Here is a 14,850-nt window from a genome sequence, read left to right as displayed (position 1 = left end):
TTCTCTTTTATTTTCTTAACTTAGAAATTCAAACTAATTAAAAAACAAAATTATGTTAAGAGAATTTAGAGATTTTATTGCAAAAGGTAATGTAATGGACCTAGCAGTAGGGGTAATAATTGGTGGTGCATTTAGTGCTATCGTAACTTCATTAGTATCTGATGTAATCACTCCAGCATTATTAAATCCAGCGTTAAAAGCAGCACAAGTAGAAGACTTAGCAGGATTAAAAACCGATAGCGGAATTTTGTATGGTAAATTCTTAGCCGCTGTAATAAGCTTTTTAGTAATTGCTTTTGTGATTTTCTTAATGGTTAAAGGCCTTCATTCAATGAAGAAAAAAGAGGAACCTGCACCAGTTGCAACAACTGGACCTACACAAGAACAATTATTAGCAGAAATAAGAGATTTATTAAAAAATAAATAAGGCTGATTCAACAATTAGAATCAGCCTTTTTTTATGAAAATCAAGTTATTTTACAATTCATGTTTAGGTGTAAAACCATCTTCACTTAATTCTTTGTGTTCATAATCTGCATTCATCAATTCAGCATAATTTACTTTTTCTGCTTTACCAAATCTACGTTTTAAACTATCAAAAATGGCATAAACAACAGGAACTACAACAAGAGTTAAAAATAGTGACGAAATCAATCCTCCAATAATTACCCATGCTAAACCATTGTTCATTTCGGCAGCAGCTCCTTTAGCTAAAGCAATAGGAATCATACCTATCACCATGGCAATTGTAGTCATCAAAATAGGTCTCAAACGAGCATGATTAGCTTGAATCAAAGCATTAAACGTTGATTCCCCTTCTGACTTTCTATGGTTTGCAAAATCTACTAGTAAAATAGCGTTTTTGGTTACTAATCCAATCAACATGATAATCCCTAAAATCGTAAATATATTTAACGAGTTATCTGTTAAAGCCAAAGCTAATAAGGCTCCAATGAATGACAACGGAATAGAGAACAATACAACAAAAGGTGTTATGAAATCATCATACAAAGCAACCATCACTAAATAAACCAATATAATTGCCGCTAATAATGCTACACCTAAGGTACCAAAACCTTCTGTTTGATTTTCCATATCTCCACCCCAAACATAATTTACTCCCGCTGGACGCTCCATTTTTGAGAACACAGCTTCCCATTCTGTTGCTACAGTTCCTGATGGACGTCCTACTGATTGAGCCTGTACTGTAACCGAAGTACTTTTATCTCTTCTTTCAAGCATACTTGGCCCTGAGCTTTCAATTACTTGAGCAAATTGAGATAATTTTACTTGTTGACCCATATTATTTGTAAACACTAAGTCATTAACATCTTTAATATTTGATCGATCATTTTCATTAAATCGAATATTGATATCATATTCGTATTGTCCTGCTCTAAATTTACCATCTGTATTTCCATTAAAAGCCGTTTGCATGGTTAAACCAACCGTTTGTAAGTTTAAACCAAGTGCTGCCATTTTATCTCTATCTACTTGTACCTTAATTTCTGGATTTCCTGCTTCAGAGGTGAGTTTAATTTCTGTTGCACCAGGGATTTTTTTCAATTCAGCAGCTGCTTTTTGGGCAAAATTCATTACATCATCTAAGTTTGAACCTGTAACCGTTAAGACAATTGGTGCTTCATTTGCGCCTAATAATCCCATTGGTACAGTTTTAACTTTTGCTCCCACCAATACTTTCTGTAATTCTCTTTTTATTTTAGCAGCGTAAATAAAGGAATCATCATCTCGTTTTGATTTCTCTACCAATGAAACCAATATTTCAGCTTTATAAGCAGTGGAAGTTGTAGCTCCCATTCCTTCACTCGTTTGTCCTACAGTTGTAATTAAATCAACCACATTTTTATCTTTTCTTAAAAAAGCTTCTGCTTTTTGTGTCATAAAATTAGTTTGCTCTACTGAAACATCTTTTGGCATTTCAATTTGAACCAAGAATTCCCCTTTATCTGTTTGAGCAAAAAATTCACCTCCAATGAATCCACCTCCTAATAATCCAATTGTCGATCCAAAGAAAGCTACAACCATAATAGCTAAGGTTGTTTTTTTATGACGAAGTGCCCATTTTAAAACATTTGTAACTTGATGTGTAAATCGATCTAAATAACGTTCAAAACCAATAATAATTTTACCAAAAATAGATTCTTGATTCAAATGTTCTAATTTTCCGAATCTTGAAAACAACCAAGGTACAATTGTAAACGAAGCTAATAATGAAAGTAAAGTAGCTATAACAACCGTAACACAGAATTGAGTAATGATATTAGACACTAATCCTGTACTCATTGCAATTGGTAAAAACACGACAACAATAACTAAGGTAATTGCTGTTACCGTAAATCCAATCTCTGCTGCTCCGTCATAAGCCGCTCTCACTTTATTTTTACCCATCTCCATGTGTCGGTGAATATTTTCCAGTACAACAATGGCATCGTCAACCAGAATACCTACCACTAAGGACAGACCCAATAAACTCATTAAATTTAGGGTGTATCCCATTAATGAAATACCAATAAAAGTAGCAATCAATGAAGCTGGGATGGAAACCATTACAATCAATGCATTTCTTAAACTATGCAAGAAAAACAACATTACAAATGCCACAAGAATTACAGCTAAAAACAAATCATGAATTACAGAATCTGCTGCTGTTAAAGTAAACTCACTACTATCGTTAGCTACTTTTAACTTTAAATTTGATTTAGCATAATCTTTTTCAATTTTAGCTAACGCAGCTTTCACTTTTTTACTCACTTCAACAGCATTAGCATCCGACTGTTTAATTACTTGAAGTAAAATTGAACTTTTTTGATTGATTCTTGAAATCTTGGCTACATCTTTTTGAGCATCTTGAACATCAGCTACATCGCCTAAACGAATTTGTGCCCCATTTTGTGATGAGATGACCAAATTTCTTAATTCTTCTACAGATTTATACTTCCCAGACAAACGAATTGTTGTACTGTTTTCTCTTGTCTTGATATTACCTGTAGGAAAATCTAAATTAGAAGATAAAACAGCTTGTTGTACCTGTGGAACAGACAAACCAAATCCTTGTAATTTAACGGCATCCAAACTTACTTTGATTTCTCTTTCTTGACCACCTACTAAATTTACTTGAGCAACACCCGCTACACGAGAAACAATGGGCTGTATTTTTTTATCTAATAAATCATAAAATTCTACCTCATCCATTTGTGCCGTAGCCCCTATTGTCATGATAGGGAAATCACTCAACGAAAACTTACTCAATGAAGGAGGATCAACATCTTCTGGTAAATCTTTCAACACAGCATTAATCTTGCGTTGAGCATCATTTAAGGCGTAATCAGCATTAGCTTCGGGAGTTAATGTTATCATCACTACCGATAAACTTTCATATGATTTCGACTCCAATTTTTTAATATTTTCCATGGTCGAAACCGCATCTTCTATTTTTTTTGTAACTGTGTTTTCAACCTCATTTGGAGAAGCTCCAGGATACACAGTTGACACGGTTACTACATTTACTTCAAACTTTGGAATTAACTCGTAACTCAACTGTTTGTAACTATATAAACCACCTAGTAAAAGTATCGTAAACAATACGATTACCATGGAAGGTCTCTTAATTGATATATCTACAATTTTCATTTTGACTGTCTTATTTTACGATTGAAACTTTAGTATTGTCACTTAAATTGATTTGACCGCTTGTTACTACGACATCGCCATTTTTCAAACCACTTAGAACTTCTACTTTATTACCGTATACTTTTCCGGCTACCACTTTTTTCAGAACAGCTATTTCATTTTCAACTACAAAAACTTGATTGCTGTTAACACTTCCAACAAAAGCATTTCTTGGGATATACATAATTTCTGGCTGTTTAGTTGTTCCTGAACCGAAAACAACAGATCCATACATTCCTGCCTTAATCTCATTATTAATGTTATTAGTAACAGCAACTTCAATTGGGAAATTCAATGAAGCATCAGCCTTTGGTGCTATAAAAGTAACCTTACCAACATATTGTTTATCAGGGAAAACGGTTGCTTTTACAGCCACTGTTGCTCCTACCTTTAATTGAGCTACTTGACTTTCACTCACACTTACTTTTAATTTTAGTGAACTGGTATTTACTAATTCAAACATTTGTGTTGGTGGCATTGCGCTTAAGATGGCTCCAACTTCAATATATTTTTTGTTAATAATTCCACTAAAAGGTGCTTTTACTCGAGTATCTCCCACATGAATGTTAGCTTGTGTTAAACGAGATTTCGCATTAACCATGTTTATTCTAGCCTGATCTAATTGTTGTTTTGTAACTCCGCCTGTTTTATAAGCACTTTCAAAACGATTGTAATCATTTAAAGCATTTTGATAATTAGCATTAGCCGTTTGCGCTTCTACATTTGCCATATCTCCTCTTATAACAGCTAACGTTTGTCCTTTTGCTACTCGGTCTCCTTCTTTTACTAACACGCTGATAACTTTACCTGAAAACTCGGCTGCCAAATTCAATTCTTGTGCAGGAGCAAAATTTCCATTTGCAACAAAATTATCATCTAAAGTTCCTGTCACTACATTTGCAACACGAACGGCAACAGTATTGTTTTCTTGAGCTACAATGGCTGTATCAGCTTCATTTTGCTTTTTATTGTTCATCAATGTTACTACTGCTCCACCAACTAACGCTATACCTAAAGCTATGTAAATTATTTTTTTCATTTGATTATTAGTTTAATAAGTTCTTTAGTTCTCCTTTTGATTTTATGATTTGTATTTCCGCCAATTTATATTCTAATTGAGCCGAAGTATAATTATTTTGAGCTTCTGTAAGTGCATTTTCAGCATCTAACAACTCTGTTAAAGAAGCTAATCCGTTCAGGTAATTATTTTTAGTATTTTCCAGAACTTCTTTGGCTAATTTCATATTTTTCTCTTGTGTATTTACATTAATGATACTATTGTTGATTTGCGTTTTAGCATTTTCAAATTGATAATTCAATGCCAATTCAGTATCTTTAATATCCTCTTCTATTTTTTGAAGGCTTACATCTGCTTGACGTACTCTGGAGCGAGTAGAAAAACCATTGAAAACTGGAATTCTTAAATTTAATCCCACGGAAGAGAAATCCGTCCAATAAACACCATCAGCAGGTTTTGCAAACCATGGCATTTGTTTACCTAGCCCTTGATATCCATAATTTGCAGTCAAAGATAGCTCAGGGTAGTATTCTGCTAAGAACGCCTTTTTTTGATATGTCAATAATTCTTGTTGCTTTTTTAGTAAAGCCATTTCGGTTCTTTTAGAAACCTCTGTATTTTGTTCAAAAGCTGCCGCTGTAACTTCCATCGTATTCTCTGGTAATTGAATAGCTTCATTCATTGGCATTCCAATAAAAAACTTCAATGTGTTTTCTTGAAGTTGTACAGCATTAATTAATTGTTGTTTAGCTGCTTCAAGATTACTCACTTTAACACTAATTCGATCTAAATCAATTTTTCTGGCTAGACCGTTTTGAAATTGTCCATCAATAATTGCTCTAACCTTTTTGGTTGACTCTAAATTACTTGCGGCAATTTTTAGCTTTTGTTGATAAACATACACTTGATAATAGCTTGAAGCTACCTTCTCAATTAACTGCTCTTCTGTTAATTGTTGGTTTACTTGATAAAATTCTCTAGTTGTTTTAGCTGCCTTTAAGCCAGTGAAAACCGACTGATTAAACAAATTTTGAGAAAAAGAAACGATGGCTGTACTATTCCATTTTTGCCCAAAGGGAACCAAAACAACTTGTCCTGGCGCACCAAAAAACTCACCAGGTAAAGCACTTTGCTGCAAAATGGGGTTTACCGTCAGTGAACTATTAATAGCTAACTGAGGTAACGCTTGAGCGCGTACTTCGGCAATTTGATGGTTACTGTTTTCTACTTGTAATTTCGCTTTTTTGGCGTCTGCTTTGTTTTCTAAAGCATATTGCACTGCATCTTTCAAAGTCAATTCTTTTACTTGGGCATGAATGACTCCTGTTAAAAATGCGAAAGCTAGGATTAATCTATTCTTCATTTTTGGTTATGGATTTATTAATTTTAAATTATCTTCTAATTCTTGCACTCCTTTTATAGTTGCAATGGCTCTTGTATGATATTCTAATGCTTTCAATTCAAGAAGTGAGGCTTCTTTTTCTAAAGAGGTGTTCTCATTAATAGAAAAAATTAACGTATAATAAAATTTGACTGCTATTGCAACATCTGTGTCTGCTCTATACAATCCTTCTGCTATTCCTTTTTGCACATTCTGAGTAAAAACAGACTCACACTCTTTAATTTCATCCTGCATCATTTTTTCATAAATTTCTGGATAGTGTTTTTTCAATTGAAATGCTGGTGAATGGTCAACTGCTTGAAACATTTCTTTAAACATCTTTCGGATTTCAAAATTTTCCTTAATGGCATTGAAATTTTTAGAAACTACTTCGCCCATTAAAGAATGAAATTTTTCTCTAACCATTTCAGTACCTTGCTCAATCAATATTTCTTTATTACTAAAATATTTGTAAATCGTTTTTTTAGACATACACATTTCACTAGCAATATCATCCATAGTTACACTTTTGAAGCCTAACCTCAAAAACATATCTGTAGCTTTAGAAATGATTTTATTTTTTACTTCGCAACTCATGATTAATTACTTAAAAACTCAAAATTACCTTCAATATTTATATTTCTGCCAAAGGCAATTCCATTTACTGTTACTTGTTCATCTACCCCTAGGCCAAAGTCCTTTTTATTTATTTCACCTAGTACGTCAAATACTACTTTTGATTTCCCTTTGACAAGTTTTTCTGTCCTAACATAAGCCTCTAACTCAATGATTTTTGTTACCTCATTAATGGTTACATAACCTTTAATAAAACTAATATCATCATTAATCCTTTGATAAGAAATAGATTCAAACTGAACAAAAGATTTTTTTCTTCTTTTTAAAAAACCTTTTCTATCTTTCCTTTTAAGTGAATCATCATCAACTTCTAATTTAAACTTCAAAGAAATATTTTCCACTTTATTATTTGCAACAACTGCATAACCAGAAGAATACTTTATATTATTCTTTAGATAAGAAGCCATATTTCTCCGAACTTTAATAAAAAAATTCGTTTGATTTTGATCTAGTTCCAAACTCAACACTTGCATAGATTACTAAATTAACGATGCAAATATATAAAGGAAACTTTTAACACGCAAATAGTTTCCTTGGTATTTACAAAAATTTAACATTTGATAGACCTTCAAAATATGATTGATTTACCTTAACTTAGCCCAAAAAAGGAATCATGTTATCATTACCTCAATATCAAGAAGTAATTTCTGAATACTTTGAAAAAATTGCAATTTGTAAAGAACCAAAGAATCTATACGAACCCATTTCTTACATCCTATCTTTAGGAGGGAAGCGAATTCGACCTGTTTTAACCCTAATGGCAACAGATGTTTTTGATGGTGATCATAAAAAAGCATTGTCTGCAGCAGCTGCAGTTGAAGTATTTCATAATTTTTCACTAGTCCATGATGATATTATGGATGATGCTCCCTTGAGAAGAGGAAAAGAAACCGTACATGAAAAATGGAATGTAAACACCGGAATTCTTTCAGGTGATGCCATGCTAATTTTAGCATATCAATATTTTGAAGTTTATGAACCAATGATTTTTCAATCATTAGCCAAACTTTTTAGTAAAACCGCTTTAGAAGTTTGTGAAGGGCAACAATATGATGTAGATTTTGAAACTCGAGACGATGTTACAATTCCAGAATATTTAAAAATGATTGAATATAAAACAGCCGTTTTATTAGGTGCAGCTATGAAAATGGGAGCCATCGTTGCACAAACATCTGAAGAAAACAGAAATTTAATTTATGATTTTGGTCTAAATTTAGGTATTGCTTTCCAATTACAAGATGACTACTTAGATGCTTTTGGCGATCCAAAAACATTCGGCAAACAAGTAGGTGGTGATATTATTGAAAACAAAAAAACATATTTGTATCTAAAAGCGCTTGAATTTTCATCAAAAGATCAGCAACAACAACTAAGTCATTTATTTTCGGTTCAACTTGTTGACAATAGTGAAAAAATTGAATCGGTAAAACAACTATTCATAGAAACAGGGGCAAGTGAGGCAACAAAAAAAGCAATTGAAAACTATACTTTAAAGGCTTTTAACACATTAAATAAAATGTCTATTTCAGAGGATAAAAAAACATTACTTAAGACTTTTGGAGAAATGCTAATGAGTCGAAACGTATGAGAAATAAGATAATGAGAAATTAAAAACACTTACTCATGAATTATCAAATTCCAGCCAATGTAGACAACTTAATTTCTCTAGCAGAAGAGGAACATTTGTATTTTAAGTTAATCGAGCAAGTCAATAAAGATTTTCACTTAGCTAATGAAAGCATTGATTTACCTTCGAGTATTTTACCTTTTGAATTCAAAAATCGTGTTCATGAAAAATTGTTATATCTTATTCAACATAAATTTACTGAATACTTAAATTTATTATACATCATAGACGTCTCAGAAAGTGAAATTAAGAAAATAGATGGTAGTGATTTAGTTCAGTTAGCTGAACAAGTGGCCTTCCTTGTTTTAAAAAGAGAATGGCAAAAAGTATGGTTTAGAAAATACTATTAAAATATTATCCTCACAAAAGGCATCCAAGCTTGTGAGTATACATTATTCTTTTCACGATACAAAACATTATAGCGCATTCCAATTGTGACACCATCAGATCGATAACCAATACCCAAAAACAGTGCTGTATTCCAAAAATTATCAGTTGTTTTAAACCCTGAATCAGTATTATATTTTAAATTCACTCGAAGTTGTTCTACTTCAGCTGAAAGTTGCATTTCTTGAATAGGATTAACTAAACCTATTACCGAAACCCCATACATAGTTGAAGTAAAAAAGTCTCTATTCTTTACATAACTACCAATTATTCCGAAACCTATTGTTGTTAAATGATTGAGCGGCTTAAATGCTGTAGGGGAAAAATACAAATCGCTATAACCATTACCCACAGCTAGCCCTAATCCACCACCAAAACGAACATCCTTAAAAAAAAGATTTTTATTTTTAGCAATTGTATCATTTTGAGCTTGCATTTTTGCAAAAAAGACAAATAAAAAGACCAAAAAAAAAGAATTTAACAACTTTAACATATTTTTCATTCACTAATTAAACAAATTCAAATTAATAGCATAAAAGTACAAATTTCTTTGAAAGATTAGCAGAAAAGTTTATACTTTTGCATAAATTTTTTAACCCAAAGATTGAAAAATCAATATCATGGATAGGTTTTCCTTTTTAAACGCAGCACATACAGCATTTTTTGCTGATTTATATGACCAATACTTAGTAAATCCTGACAGTGTAGAACCTAGCTGGAGAAGTTTTTTCCAAGGTTTTGACTTCGCTAATGAGTTTGCAAGTCCGGTTGACCAATTAACTCAAGCTACTTCAGGTTCAATTGATGCCAAACAATTAACTGAAAAAATTCAAAAAGAAATCAAAGTACTTCAATTAATTGAAGCATACCGAACAAACGGACATTTATTTTCTAAAACAAACCCTGTAAGAGATAGAAGAACATTTACACCAACATTAGATCTTGAAAATTTTGGCTTATCTACTTCCGACGAAACCACAATTTTTCAAGCTTCAACTTTAATTTCTTCTTCACCAATTACACTTGGTGAATTGGTTCAATTATTGAAAAAATTATTCTGCGAAACAATCGCATTCGAATATAAATACATTCGTGACCCTAAAACACAAGCGTGGATTGAACAAAAAATCAATGCCATGGTGAACGAAACACCTTCTGAAAGAAAAAAAATTATTGTTGAAAAATTAAATGAAGCGGTTTCTTTTGAAAACTTTTTACACACAAAATATGTAGGTCAAAAACGTTTTTCATTAGAAGGTAACGAAGCTGTGGTACCTGCCTTTGATTTGTTAATTGAAGATGCTGCTCAACTAGGCGTAGAACAAGTTGTTTTAGGAATGGCACACCGTGGTCGTTTAAATGTTTTAGCTAATGTTTTTGATAAATCGCCTAAAAATATATTTAGTGAATTTGACGGAAAAGATTATGCAGATGGCGATCATTTTGATGGAGACGTTAAATACCACTTAGGAATTACAACTCACAAAATCACAAGAACTGGTAAGGCAATCAACATTAATTTAGTTCCCAACCCATCCCATTTAGAAACGGTTGGTGCTGTAGTTGAAGGTATTACTCGTTCAAAACAAGACCGCTATTTCCCAAATCAACCCAATAAAGTTTTACCTGTAATTGTTCACGGTGACGCTGCTGTGGCAGGACAAGGTTTAGTGTATGAAGTAGCTCAAATGGTTACTTTAGATGGTTATAAAACTCAAGGAACTATTCACGTTGTAATCAACAATCAAGTTGGATTTACAACGAATTACACCGATTCACGTTCGGCTACATATTGTACAGATATTGCAAAACTAACCTCAGCTCCAGTTTTACACGTAAATGCGGATGATGCTGAAGCAGTAGTGAAAGCGATGACTTTTGCATTAGAATACAGAATGGAATTTGGTACTGATGTTTTTGTTGATATTTTAGGTTATAGAAAATATGGCCATAATGAAGGAGACGAACCGCGTTTTACACAACCAAAATTATACAAAACACTTTCTAAACATAAAAATGTAAGAGACATCTATGGCGCTAAATTAGTAGAGCAAGGTGTAATTTCTTCTTCTTATGTTAAAGAAATTGAAGATAGCTATAAAGCAAAATTAGACAACGACTTAAATGCTTCTCGTGCTGAAGAATTAACCGTTATAGAACCTTTTATGCAAGACGAATGGGTTGGTTTTAACAAAGCCGATAGAGCTAAAATGTTAGAAAAAATCAATACCGCTGTAGACGAAAAAACGTTAACTGATATTGCAAAAGTAGTAACTGAATTACCTTCAGATAAAAAATTCATCAGCAAAATACAAAAGCTAATCAACGACAGAAAAGCCATGTATTTTGAGAACAACAAATTAGATTGGGCAATGGGGGAAATGCTAGCTTATGGCTCATTGTTAACTGAGGGATACAACGTTCGTATTTCTGGGCAAGATGTAGAAAGAGGAACCTTCTCTCACAGACATGCCGTTGTTAAAGTAGAAGAATCTGAAGAAGAAGTAGTATTACTAGATCATATTCCAAATAAAAAAGGAAACTTTAACGCATTTAACTCACTATTATCCGAGTATGGCGTGGTAGGTTTTGATTATGGATATGCATTAGCTTCTCCAAAAACTTTAACTATTTGGGAAGCACAATTTGGAGATTTCTCTAATGGAGCTCAAATTATGATTGATCAATACATTTCTGCGGCTGAAGATAAATGGAATAGTCAAAATGGATTGGTTTTCTTGATGCCACATGGATATGAAAATCAAGGTGCTGAACACTCTTCTGCAAGAATGGAGCGCTATTTACAATTATGCTCTCAGCAAAATATGTTTGTGGCTGATTGTACTACTCCTGCTAACTTCTTCCATCTATTAAGAAGACAAATGTTAGCCGATTATAGAAAACCTTTAATGGTATTTACACCAAAGAGTTTATTACGTCATCCGGAAGCCGTTTCATCAATAGAAGAATTTGCTACAGGATCTTTCCAAGAAGTAATTGACGATGCACATGTAAATCCAGCTGATGTAAAAACATTAGTTTTCTGTACCGGTAAATTCTACTACGATTTAAAAGCTGAAAGAGAAAACCAAGGCAGAAATGACGTTGCTTTAGTTCGTATTGAGCAATTATTCCCATTGGCTATTGATCAATTACAAGCCATTATCAATAATTATCCAAACGTTGATGATTATGTATGGGCTCAAGAAGAACCTAAGAACATGGGAGCCTACGGATACATGTTAATGAATTTCGATTTAGTTAGATTACGTTTAGCTTCATCACCAGCATACAGTGCACCGGCAGCAGGTAGTTACACACGATCTAAAAAACGTCATGCGGCAACTATCGCAAAAGTATTTGACAAAAATTTATAAAAATAAATTTGTATTTTTGAAACAATAGATAATAACAACACTTTATAAAATTATATACTGATGATTTTAGAAATGAAAGTCCCTTCACCAGGGGAATCAATCAAAGAAGTAGAAATCGCTACATGGTTAGTGAAAGATGGAGATTATGTAGAAAAAGACCAAGCGATTGCAGAGGTTGATTCAGATAAAGCAACATTAGAATTACCTGCTGAAATGAGTGGTATCATCACTTTAAAAGCAGAAGAAGGTGACACGGTAGCAGTAGGCGCTGTAGTTTGTTTAATTGATACTTCAGCTTCAAAACCTGAGGGTGGTGCTAGTGCTCCAACTACTGAAACTCCAAAAGCTGAAGAGAAAAAAGTAGAAGCTCCAAAAGCAGCTCCAGTTCAAGAAACAACTTATGCAACAGGATCTGCCTCTCCTGCAGCTAAGAAAATTTTAGCAGAAAAAAACATCCAACCTTCTGATGTTGTTGGTACTGGTAAAGGTGGAAGAATCACTACTGAGGACGCTATGAATGCAAAAGCATCAATGGGTACACCAACTGGAGGTTCTCGTTCTTCTGAAAGATCTAAATTATCAATGTTACGTAGAAAAGTAGCTGAACGTTTAGTTGCCGCTAAAAACGAAACAGCTATGTTAACTACTTTCAACGAAGTAGACATGAGTGCTATTTATGCCTTACGTGACCAATATAAAGATGAGTTTAAAGCAAAACACGGATTAGGTTTAGGTTTCATGTCTTTCTTTACAAAAGCAGTTACTAGAGCTTTACAATTATACCCAGATGTAAACTCTATGATTGATGGTCAAGAAAAAATTTCATACGACTTCTGTGATATTTCAGTTGCTGTATCTGGACCAAAAGGTTTAATGGTACCAGTAGTAAGAAATGCAGAATTATTGACTTTCCGTGGGGTAGAAGCAGAAATTAAACGTTTGGCTATTCGTGCTCGCGACGGACAAATTACGGTTGACGAAATGACAGGTGGAACATTTACTATTTCAAATGGTGGTGTATTTGGATCCATGTTATCTACTCCAATTATCAATCCTCCTCAATCAGGAATTTTAGGTATGCACAACGTGGTAGAGCGAGCAATTGTTAAAAACGGACAAATTGTTATTGCTCCTGTTATGTATGTTGCCTTATCGTATGATCACAGAATCATCGATGGACGTGAGTCAGTTGGATTCTTAGTAGCAGTTAAAGAAGCATTAGAAAATCCAGTTGAAATTTTGATGGATAACAATCCTAAAAAAGCACTAGAATTATAATATTTCGAAGCTTATTAATAATATAAATCCCAAACTTTTTGAGTTTGGGATTTTTTTTTAAACAACCCTATTTAAGCAGAAAAACGATAAAACTAATTCATCAAAAAAAATAAAAACAATAATTATATTCTTTATTTTAGCAATCTGAAGTTTATTTTAGTCGAGTCCCCAAGTTTATTTTAAGATGCAAAAATTTATTTATTCCTTAGTTTTTCTAATCTCTTTTACCTCAGCACTTTCTCAAGAATTAAATGAGTTTGAAATTAAAAGAACACGAAGAATTCAAGAACTTCTCATTTCTAATCCCAGCAAAGCTTATTCCGAGGCCTTAGAGGTTAGCAAATCCAAAAACAAATTATTTAGTCTATATGGGCAATATTATGTAGCCTGTTCTTTTTATAATCAGTCAGAGTTTATTCATTCCAAAAAACTACTTATAAAATTATTAGATAACATTGAAAAGGACAAACAATCAATTTCAGAGAAAGTTTATCAAGATTTAATCGGAATATGCGTTAACAAGCTATTTTATATACATAAAAATTTAGGAGAATATGATTTAGCATTGTTTTATCTTGATAGATATAAAAACAAAGTGCCAGACAATAGATTAAATGAACAATACGGACTTATCAAAGTAGCAATGGGAGACTGCATTCATGGTATACCATTATTAAAAAGAGAATTAAAAACATCACCACACTTAAAATTAGGAGTAGGTGAAAAAAAAATAATGAATAAAAAATTATTTGCTGACAAATACAACATTATTGGCGAAGCTTATCAAAAATATTACATCCAAACTAAAAAAAACATTTTCTTAGACTCTGCCAATTATTACTTCAATGTAGCGGCTAAAATGATGATTCAAGATAACTTTTATCCAGAATATACAAAAGTTCTATTATGCATGCGTGAAGCCAAAAGTGCAGCTTTAGCAGGAAACTACGCTGAGTCTCTTTCACTTTACAAAAAGGGTATAAAATATCCGAGCACTCAGGATAATGTAAGAACAATACAATTATTTGATTTAGGAATGGCAGATTGTTTTCATCATTTAAATGAAATTGATTCAGCAATTTTCTATTGTAAAAAATATGTAGATAGCTACCAAAAAACTAAAGTTTCGAAAGAGAATCTATTGATGGCTTATAACATAATGACACAATGTTACAGCAAAAAAAACGATAGCAAAAAAGCATATTTATATGCTCAAAAAAGTTTAGAACTCATACAATCGATTGAAAAAATTAAAAACAAGTCGCTGAATTTTCTCCATAATTATGACTTAAACCTAATCAAAGAGGAATCTAAGAATATTATTGCATCTAAAAATTATTTCAAAATTTCACTTTTTGGTATATTATTTCTTTTAGCTTTAGTAGTTTATAGTTTTTATTATTATTACAAAAATCAAAAAGAAAAACATTATAGATTTTTAAAAATTATTCAAGAT

At 32.6% G+C, this 14,850-nt stretch carries 12 protein-coding genes; 6 read left to right on the top strand and 6 right to left on the bottom strand.

Annotation, left to right across the window (positions count from 1 at the left end):
* The first annotated feature begins 52 nt into the window (after positions 1-52).
* A complete protein-coding gene (gene mscL / locus QZ824_RS02105) occupies positions 53-427 on the top strand; it encodes a large conductance mechanosensitive channel protein MscL (RefSeq protein ID WP_291274384.1) in 375 nt (124 codons plus the stop codon).
* Positions 428-477: 50 nt separating this feature from the next.
* Here mscL and QZ824_RS02100 read toward each other — a convergent pair whose 3' ends face one another.
* Genes QZ824_RS02100 through QZ824_RS02080 form a run of 5 tightly spaced genes read right to left on the bottom strand, consistent with a single transcriptional unit; the run spans position 478 to position 7,183 of the window.
* Positions 478-3,651, bottom strand: a complete 3,174-nt coding sequence (locus tag QZ824_RS02100) for an efflux RND transporter permease subunit (RefSeq protein ID WP_291274383.1) — start codon at positions 3,649-3,651, stop codon at positions 478-480.
* Between the two features lie 10 nt (positions 3,652-3,661).
* Entirely contained in the window at positions 3,662-4,729 is a 1,068-nt protein-coding gene (locus tag QZ824_RS02095) for an efflux RND transporter periplasmic adaptor subunit (RefSeq protein WP_291274382.1), read from the bottom strand.
* Between the two features lie 7 nt (positions 4,730-4,736).
* Positions 4,737-6,071: a TolC family protein gene (locus tag QZ824_RS02090; protein WP_291274381.1), complete on the bottom strand. Its 1,335-nt coding sequence runs from the start codon at positions 6,069-6,071 to the stop codon at positions 4,737-4,739.
* Positions 6,072-6,077: 6 nt separating this feature from the next.
* Positions 6,078-6,686 carry a TetR/AcrR family transcriptional regulator gene (locus tag QZ824_RS02085; protein ID WP_291274380.1) on the bottom strand — a complete coding sequence of 203 codons (609 nt, stop codon included), beginning with the start codon at positions 6,684-6,686 and terminating at the stop codon, positions 6,078-6,080.
* 2 nt (positions 6,687-6,688) lie between these two features.
* Complete coding sequence (locus tag QZ824_RS02080) at positions 6,689-7,183, bottom strand: YceI family protein (protein WP_291274379.1); 495 nt, start codon at positions 7,181-7,183, stop codon at positions 6,689-6,691.
* A gap of 155 nt (positions 7,184-7,338) precedes the next feature.
* Here QZ824_RS02080 and QZ824_RS02075 point away from each other — a divergent pair, with 155 nt between their 5' ends.
* Together QZ824_RS02075 and QZ824_RS02070 are read left to right on the top strand one after the other, a co-directional pair.
* Positions 7,339-8,313 carry a polyprenyl synthetase family protein gene (locus QZ824_RS02075; protein ID WP_291274378.1) on the top strand — a complete coding sequence of 325 codons (975 nt, stop codon included), beginning with the start codon at positions 7,339-7,341 and terminating at the stop codon, positions 8,311-8,313.
* Positions 8,314-8,348: 35 nt separating this feature from the next.
* The gene (locus QZ824_RS02070) at positions 8,349-8,702 is read left to right on the top strand and encodes a hypothetical protein (RefSeq protein ID WP_291274377.1); all 354 of its coding nucleotides are present in this window, start codon (positions 8,349-8,351) and stop codon (positions 8,700-8,702) included.
* On the opposite strand, the gene QZ824_RS02065 is transcribed toward QZ824_RS02070, so the two are convergent.
* Positions 8,699-9,175, bottom strand: a complete 477-nt coding sequence (locus QZ824_RS02065; protein ID WP_291274376.1) for a hypothetical protein — start codon at positions 9,173-9,175, stop codon at positions 8,699-8,701. The two genes, QZ824_RS02070 and QZ824_RS02065, sit on opposite strands and share 4 nt — an antisense overlap.
* Positions 9,176-9,359: 184 nt before the next feature.
* Between QZ824_RS02065 and QZ824_RS02060 the strand changes: the two genes are divergently transcribed.
* From QZ824_RS02060 to QZ824_RS02050, 3 genes are all read left to right on the top strand, one after another.
* Entirely contained in the window at positions 9,360-12,116 is a 2,757-nt protein-coding gene (locus QZ824_RS02060; protein ID WP_291274375.1) for a 2-oxoglutarate dehydrogenase E1 component, read from the top strand.
* 60 nt (positions 12,117-12,176) lie between these two features.
* Entirely contained in the window at positions 12,177-13,394 is a 1,218-nt protein-coding gene (odhB, locus tag QZ824_RS02055; protein WP_291274374.1) for a 2-oxoglutarate dehydrogenase complex dihydrolipoyllysine-residue succinyltransferase, read from the top strand.
* Between the two features lie 184 nt (positions 13,395-13,578).
* A partial coding sequence (locus QZ824_RS02050; RefSeq protein WP_291274373.1) for a hypothetical protein occupies positions 13,579-14,850 on the top strand: 1,272 nt, incomplete at its 3' end.

Source organism: Flavobacterium sp. (assembly GCF_021151785.1).
Lineage (GTDB): Bacteria > Bacteroidota > Bacteroidia > Flavobacteriales > Flavobacteriaceae > Flavobacterium.
The sequence above is the reverse complement of the archived record's forward strand: the minus strand, read 5'-3'. Positions and strand labels throughout refer to the sequence as shown.

Bases quoted from the DNA above. Each gene is read 5' to 3' on its own strand.
- mscL (WP_291274384.1), top strand. From the start codon at position 53: ATGTTAAGAGAATTTAGAGATTTTATTGCAAAAGGTAATGTAATGGAC.
- QZ824_RS02100 (WP_291274383.1), bottom strand. From the start codon at position 3,651: ATGAAAATTGTAGATATATCAATTAAGAGACCTTCCATGGTAATCGTA.
- QZ824_RS02095 (WP_291274382.1), bottom strand. From the start codon at position 4,729: ATGAAAAAAATAATTTACATAGCTTTAGGTATAGCGTTAGTTGGTGGA.
- QZ824_RS02090 (WP_291274381.1), bottom strand. From the start codon at position 6,071: ATGAAGAATAGATTAATCCTAGCTTTCGCATTTTTAACAGGAGTCATT.
- QZ824_RS02085 (WP_291274380.1), bottom strand. From the start codon at position 6,686: ATGAGTTGCGAAGTAAAAAATAAAATCATTTCTAAAGCTACAGATATG.
- QZ824_RS02075 (WP_291274378.1), top strand. From the start codon at position 7,339: ATGTTATCATTACCTCAATATCAAGAAGTAATTTCTGAATACTTTGAA.
- QZ824_RS02070 (WP_291274377.1), top strand. From the start codon at position 8,349: ATGAATTATCAAATTCCAGCCAATGTAGACAACTTAATTTCTCTAGCA.
- QZ824_RS02065 (WP_291274376.1), bottom strand. From the start codon at position 9,175: ATGCAAGCTCAAAATGATACAATTGCTAAAAATAAAAATCTTTTTTTT.
- QZ824_RS02060 (WP_291274375.1), top strand. From the start codon at position 9,360: ATGGATAGGTTTTCCTTTTTAAACGCAGCACATACAGCATTTTTTGCT.
- odhB (WP_291274374.1), top strand. From the start codon at position 12,177: ATGATTTTAGAAATGAAAGTCCCTTCACCAGGGGAATCAATCAAAGAA.